6 protein-coding genes are annotated in these 4,423 nt (G+C 35.0%); all 6 read right to left on the bottom strand.

The window, feature by feature from the left end; translation table 11 throughout:
- Positions 1-191: hypothetical protein (locus AC22ZQ_RS12670; protein WP_318959134.1), on the bottom strand; the 191-nt coding region annotated here is incomplete at its 3' end.
- A 229-nt stretch (positions 192-420) separates the two neighbouring features.
- Entirely contained in the window at positions 421-1,434 is a 1,014-nt protein-coding gene (locus AC22ZQ_RS12675; RefSeq protein WP_318959135.1) for a T9SS type A sorting domain-containing protein, read from the bottom strand.
- A gap of 76 nt (positions 1,435-1,510) precedes the next feature.
- Positions 1,511-2,056, bottom strand: coding sequence for a hypothetical protein (locus tag AC22ZQ_RS12680; RefSeq protein WP_318959136.1), 546 nt, complete (start codon positions 2,054-2,056; stop codon positions 1,511-1,513).
- A 57-nt stretch (positions 2,057-2,113) separates the two neighbouring features.
- A complete protein-coding gene (locus tag AC22ZQ_RS12685; RefSeq protein WP_318959137.1) occupies positions 2,114-3,157 on the bottom strand; it encodes a sensor histidine kinase in 1,044 nt (347 codons plus the stop codon).
- Positions 3,158-3,465: 308 nt separating this feature from the next.
- The gene (locus AC22ZQ_RS12690; RefSeq protein WP_318959138.1) at positions 3,466-3,987 is read right to left on the bottom strand and encodes a GNAT family N-acetyltransferase; all 522 of its coding nucleotides are present in this window, start codon (positions 3,985-3,987) and stop codon (positions 3,466-3,468) included.
- Positions 3,988-4,087: 100 nt separating this feature from the next.
- A partial coding sequence (locus AC22ZQ_RS12695; RefSeq protein WP_318959139.1) for a hypothetical protein occupies positions 4,088-4,423 on the bottom strand: 336 nt, incomplete at its 5' end.

Consider the following 4,423-nt stretch of genomic DNA (forward strand, 5'->3'; position numbering starts at 1 on the left):
CATCCACCATTTGGAGAGCTATTAACCAGAAGGGGGGATGATAAACTATTTATGCTTTGGTTTCCTGCAGAGGGATAACCAAATGTGATGTTACTACCTGACTTTTGAGCAGAAGGTTCATCCTTGTTGCAGGAGATGAGTATAATGAGACTAACACTAGTTATTGCTATATATAGAAGTGAATTGTTCATGTTCGGTGTTTTAGAAGATTATATTTGATGGTAGCAATAGAACGTAAGGTTCAATGATTTAGTTTGTACAATAGGCCAGATTTACCCTCAAAATTTACGAGTAGTTTTTGAATCGAAAGGGAAAAGGTCAATTTGATGTGAAGCAGTGCTCTAGTATATATAAAAAAAGAGTCCACTGCAAATGCTAGGACTCTTCAAACAATACGTTCAACTTATGTATTTTAAAACTTTATTGTTTCATTATTTTCTGGGTGTAAACTTCGTTTGATGAGTTTTTGAGCATTAAAATATAGCTACCAGGTTTTAAGTGATCGAGTTGATTAATTTCACCTTCAGTTTTACCGGTTATAACTGTTTTTCCTGAAAGATCTAAGATTTTATATTCCATGGTTTCTACCATATTTTCGATTTGAAGTTGATGCGTGAACGGGTTAGGAGAAAGTTCTATTGCAGTAGCTTCTAATTCATTCAATCCTAAATCTACAGGAGTACCATAACTTTCTACAAATTCAACACTACAATCATAATAAACATTGAAAACCCAATATCTTCTATACACACAACCTACCCAGCAGTCCATCCATCCGTGTGAATATGTGAGTTCTACATGTGTAGGATAAATAGAATCAACAATACTGATACCATAGTTTAATGTTCCGTATTCCCAGGCATCGATCACTTCTTGCACGGTATCAAATAAATTGGCTAAAGCGATCATGTTTGTAATGGTATCTGTTTGCAGTGTTACAAAGTCATAAGGGGAATTAGGACTCGGAGAATAATGGTGCATGTACAAGCCATGTTCATTAATCATTGAATCTATAGTTGCATTACCTGTTGGAATCTGATTCATATATAAACTTTGCATCCAAGGCAGACTATCGTAAACCTGAAGGGTCAGAATATTCAGACTAGGGTCTGGATGGGTATGAATATCGTATATATCAACTACGCTATCTCTTTCTGGTACCCCCGTTAAATTATATACAGCTAGCAAAGCATTTAAAAAAGTATCTATATGACTCATCGGGATATCTACACTGTCTATATAGGTGTGATTTTGTTCTCTTAACTTCCGCATTGTCATGTGTGATGCATCGTATAAATAACGATTATAAATGCTGTCGGGGGCCATACAATTTGAGTTTCGTATTTGAGCATGTCCGTGGAATACACTCAGGCTAAATATGAGGGCACTTAGGATGGGTAAAATAGATTTCATAGCGTGGTTTAATGTTTTCATTATTAATTTAGACGGCTAAATTAACAATTTAGTTGGTTTTTTAACACCGATTTTAATGGTGCTTTCTGATTTGTTATTAGCCTTTGGCTCCTCTGAATTTTAGTACTAAATACTTCAGGCCGGAAAAGTTATAAATGACTTTATTGTACCACTTTGGAAAGGTGCGGTAGGAGGGATGAGAGTATTCGAAGTTGACCTCAGCTGTATAATGATCATTTTTACGTTCAAAAAGATAATCGTAGCGTTGCCAGGTGTTATCTACTTTTACTTCAACCAGGGTATGGTGTGCGATACCGTCAGTCCCTATTAAATCGACGAGTCTGCTGTCATATCCCAACAAATAGGAGAGGTGTGCAATGAGAATAGCACCTTCATCGCATGACAAACCTAAGTTTTCTTCCATTAAATACTTCGGGGAGCAATACAAACAAGACCCTGTATTTTTTTCTTTCGTGGAAGGAGTAGTTTCTAGAATAAATGCATAGACATCATCAGGTGTTTGTAGATCGTTTTCGGAAATGATTTCTCTCAAAAAGGTGTAGTCACTATTATACCAATTATAGGATGAAATTATACCTAGAACAAGTAGAAGTATACCGATTTTAAATCCTTTGCTTTGCATAAAGGAAATGTAGTATTTTTTTTAAGTATGTATTGAATAGAAAGTGATATGAACGCTTTAATTCAAGGGTAATTGTATGGTAAAAGTAGAACCTTGGTTGGGGCCAGGACTTGTAGCTTCAAGTGTTCCTGAATGTTTATTGATAAATCTTCTAGAAATAAATAAGCCCATTCCTTCACTGGGTTCATTTTTCGTACCCTTTCGGGAGTACTCTGTAAAGGGTTTAAAGAGCGCTTCTGAAATACTATTGTCAAAACCAATTCCTTGATCTATAATATCTATACGCATTTGAGATTTAAAAATCTGCGAAGCTATAATGATTTCACTATTGGTTTCCGAGAATTTAATGGCGTTACCAATGAGGTTGTTAAAAACTTGTCGGAAGGCGGTTTCATTTCCGTTGATGTTCAGTTCAGATTGAGCATTGAGACGCAGTTTTATTTTTTTATTATCCAAAGCTGCCTTTTGCGCATTGATTACATCGTGGATGATGTGATTTAAATTAAGCCTTTCTTTTTTCAACTTTCCTTGCGTTATAGATTCATCGCGAAGGTTGATAAGGGTATTGGTGATAAGCTCCAACTGCTGATTCGTAGTTGTTCTAATATGTTCAATAATTATTGCTCTGTCCTTGGGATCTGTTTTTTTCTGATACATGTCCAAAAGCGTATTAATATTGTTACATGGACTTCTCAAATCATGTGAAAGTATTTCAATCGTGTTTTGTTTAGACTCAATTAAATGATCAAATGTTTTGATCGAAAATTGTAGGTCCTTCAACAATTCCCCAATCTCGTCATTAAAATCTAATGGAAGGTTTGGCAGCTCTTGGTTTTCTAAATAGTTTTTAAGTGATGATTTAGCCAGTTTTAAAGGGGCCAACAACTTGTTCAACACAAATAAGGTTAAGGCTGTGGCTCCGAGTGTTAAAATTAACGTGAGGATGATTATTGTAGAAGTAGTAAAGCCTCCTTCATTAAAAACTATGAATAGTATTATACCAATAAGCGGTACATGAATACCTAAAAAAGCAACGGCTAAGAATTTGGATGAATAGCTTTTTAGGAGGCCTGTTTTTGAGAGTTGAGTGTATAGTTTCATAATATCAGTAGAGGGTTTATTTAATTTTTCTACTCAATTCAGTGGAACAAGGTGAGTGATACGAAAATAAGGTATTCAAGATGCGAAATCAAATCATTGAATGCTATGTGAAATAAAGATAAATGCTTTCTTGGTATCCTAATAAGTGGTAAGGAAGCGGGGATATTATACACGCATAAATTATTTTCTTTTTTTTCCAGTGTAATATATGCTTTGTATCTGCTTGTTGACTATTGAGAGAATGCGGCAGTTCTGTAGGGATGTTTCATTGAATTAACTAATGATGTTTTTGCTCGTGTCTTCGTAAATTATCGTTGCATCCAATCTTTTCGTTTTAGGATATAACGTCTATCTCTGCAATTTTCTTTGAGGTTATCAAATTCTCTATCGGGGGTGAAAAATTTTTCTAGAACTTTAACTGAACTTGTATTCTTAATGTTTACATCCGCTGTAATAATATCGAGTTGGAGTTCTTCAAAAGCGTATTGAATTAAATATTCCGTGACCTCTGTGGCATATCCATTTCCCCAATATTTTTGTCGAAATCTATATCCAATTTCGGGTTGGTTTTCATCGTTTGAGAGTAGGGCACAGAGTCCAATCAATTCTTCTTTACCTTTTTCAAATACACCCCATACCCTTGGTTCTTCTCTATTTCCTTTCTGGGAGGGACTTGAGAATTTTTTAAAGTTAGTGGCTATCTTTTCTTCAGACCAGGGTAAATGAGGTACAGGATTCACAATTTCAGGAGCACTTACTAATTCAACAAAGAAGTTGAAGTCTTTCTCAGCAAGCGTTTTAATTTCTAAACGAGGTAATGATTTAAACATAAAAATTCAATCTTAATATCTAGAAAGCTTTAGGTCAAAAGTTTTCTTCTCGATAAAAAAGGTTTTTGGGCCTTTGTTTAGCAGCGTTTATACCTCTTCATTAGAAATAAATGTACTCGGTATCATTTTCTTTGAATAGTATGGAGCTTGTTTTTTCTTCATGTTCTGCTACTAATTTTACTATGCGATGACCAAGTGGTATTTTTGCATAAAAGGATCCATTATAATTGGATTCGCCAATGAGCTGGTTGTCTACATAAACCGAAAAATCGGTATGATCTCCATTTCCGGATGGATTAATGCTTAAGTTAGTTCTTAAGGTCTTAATCATAAATGGTTTAACCTCAGTGGAACTTTTCCCTTTTTTCCTAGCATAGGACCTGAGTCTTAATTGATAGTAGCCATCGGGATTCATCATACCTAAAACGATACTAGG

Source organism: Lishizhenia sp., assembly GCF_057456495.1.